We start from the raw sequence: 2,220 nt of genomic DNA, 5'->3' as shown, positions 1-2,220 counted from the left end.
TCGCCCTGGCTCTGGTGCTCGGCTACTCGTACACGAAACGGTTCACCTGGGCTTGCCACTTGATCCTGGGCGTTGCCGTTGCGTTCGCGCCTGGCGGCGCCTGGATCGCCGTTGGGGGCCCCCTCGACCAAAGCGCGGCACCCTGGCTGCTCGTGCTGGGAGTAGCCACGTGGATCGCCGGCTTCGACATCCTGTATGCGCTCCAGGACAGGGATTTCGACATCGGCGCGAGGCTTCATTCCATTCCGCGCCGCTTTGGCATCCGAGGCGGACTGCTGCTGAGCGCGCTGCTGCATGTAGTCACGGTTGCGTCGCTCGTAGCAGTGGGTGTGATCTTGGAGCGCGGAAGCGTCTACATGCTCGGTGTCGCCCTCATCGCACTGCTGCTGGTCGCCGAGCACGCCATGGTCAAACCGGGCGATCTATCGAAGCTCAACCGGGCCTTTTTCGATATGAACGGCTACGTCAGCCTGGCCTTTTTCGTGTGCGTCGGGCTGGACCACTACCTGTGACGCCAACGAGCCCCGAGGGGGGCCAGCGACCTTACCTGGCTGGCGCCTTGTGGGGCAGCACCTCGCGGCGCAGAAAATCGGCGAATCTGCGATGACCCTGCGGGCTGAAATGCCCGTCGTTTTCCAGAAAACAATCCCTGCAGCCGGCGAACAGCTTCTTGGTCGACCAGTACCCGATCGACGTGGCGCGACACAGGCCGGCAAGAAAGCGATCGACCTTGTCCTGGGCCTGCACAGCTCCCCTTCCCGGAGCCGCTTCCCCAACATGCAGGAACACGACAGACAGGCGGCTGTGCGATCGAGCCAGGCGGTTCGCCAGATCGCTCAGGATCCGGCGGTAGTAGGCGCCAATCGGGGCAAAGCCCTCGTCATCCATGACGAGCGCCAAATACGGTAGCAGCGCTCCATCGTCGCGGCGCCGGTCATCCCGGATCGAACGGTAGAGGCCGCCCAGCGCCTTCAGCATGGCGCTGCGATAGAAGACGGCCTCCGCAAGAGACGATGCGAGCGATTGCTGTCGGTTCACGCGCTCGCGCATGGCCCGATACCCGTAAGCTGCAACTTCCGGAAGCTCGGCGAGCTGCTTCGTCGTGCGGTAGCTGAATACATCCCAGAAATCGTTGATGAAGACGACGACAACTGCATGCTGCGGCTTGAACACGCCTTGATAGAGGCGCAGCAGCACATAGTGTTGGTAGAGCGAGTCCCCCTGCCGCGCCATGTTGTAGAGCGAGCCTGATTCGGACTCCCTGAGCGCGTAGGCTGCCGTGTGTTCGAGGTTCACTCCGTGGCCATAGATCATAGAGTCCCCCAGGATGATCGCTCCGTCAGTCCGCGTCCCCGGTGGATTCCGAAAGCCCCAGACGTCGGTCGTGTGATCCCACTGGTAGCCGTTCCAGTAGGCGACATCCTGGTGGTTGGGGTGCATGAGGTTGATACGCGCCACGGGGTCCTTGAAGTACATCCCACCCGCATGCCAGTGATAGATGGAGCGCACGTAATTGGCGACGCCCGGCCCTAGGCTGTCTGGGAAGAGCCGCAGCAGCGCCTCCAGCAATGCAGCCAGGATCACGATCGACAGCGTCAGCCTCGGCAGGTAGTACGCGAAGGCGCGGAGGCTGGTGCGGCCGTTCATAGGTTGGTCCGGCGTGGAGGTTGCGCTTGTTGCCCCCGGTGCGGTAGGCCTTGGAGGCAGAAAGACGCCGTATCATGATGCAGCGGCATTCGCGAGGCTGAGATGATCCACCGCCACGCTCGTCCGACAGTCCAAGCTCTACCCGTCCTCGTCTGTTTTACCCTCGCAGGTTGCGGGGGGACGCAACAACCGGCCGGCGTGCAGGCGCCGGCGGCGGCTGCCCATCCCGTGACGCCGGCCGCGCCAAAGGCCGGGCCCGCGCCCGTGGCTCCGGTCGAAGCCAAGGGCAAGCCTTCCTCCGACGTGATTCCACTCAGCGTGCTGTTCGGCAATCCCGACAGGGCGGCACCGAAGATCAGCCCCGATGGCAAGCGGCTGGCCTACCTCGCTGCAGTGCAGGATGTGCTCAATGTGTACGTGGCGCCCAGCAGCGACCTGTCCAAGGCCAGGCCGGTCACGAGCGACAAGAAGCGGCCGGTGACGCAGTACTTCTGGGCCCACACCAACAAGCACATTCTCTACCTGCAGGATGCCGGAGGTGACGAGAATTTCCACGTCTTCAGCGTTAACCTC

Annotated in this window: 3 protein-coding genes; 2 read left to right on the top strand and 1 reads right to left on the bottom strand. The window is 63.5% G+C overall.

The window, feature by feature from the left end:
* On the top strand, nucleotides 1–512 hold a 512-nt coding region (locus MJD61_16160), incomplete at its 5' end, for a UbiA family prenyltransferase (protein ID MCG8556798.1).
* A gap of 31 nt (nucleotides 513–543) precedes the next feature.
* Here the strand turns inward: MJD61_16160 and MJD61_16155 are convergent.
* The gene (locus MJD61_16155) at nucleotides 544–1,647 is read right to left on the bottom strand and encodes a hypothetical protein (GenBank protein ID MCG8556797.1); all 1,104 of its coding nucleotides are present in this window, start codon (nucleotides 1,645–1,647) and stop codon (nucleotides 544–546) included.
* A gap of 102 nt (nucleotides 1,648–1,749) precedes the next feature.
* On the opposite strand from MJD61_16155, the gene MJD61_16150 reads away from it, so the two are divergent.
* Nucleotides 1,750–2,220: S9 family peptidase (locus MJD61_16150; protein ID MCG8556796.1), on the top strand; the 471-nt coding region annotated here is incomplete at its 3' end.

It is taken from the genome of Pseudomonadota bacterium, assembly GCA_022361155.1.
Lineage (GTDB): Bacteria > Myxococcota_A > Polyangia > Polyangiales > JAKSBK01 > JAKSBK01.
This window is presented reverse-complemented; position numbering and strand designations above follow the sequence as displayed.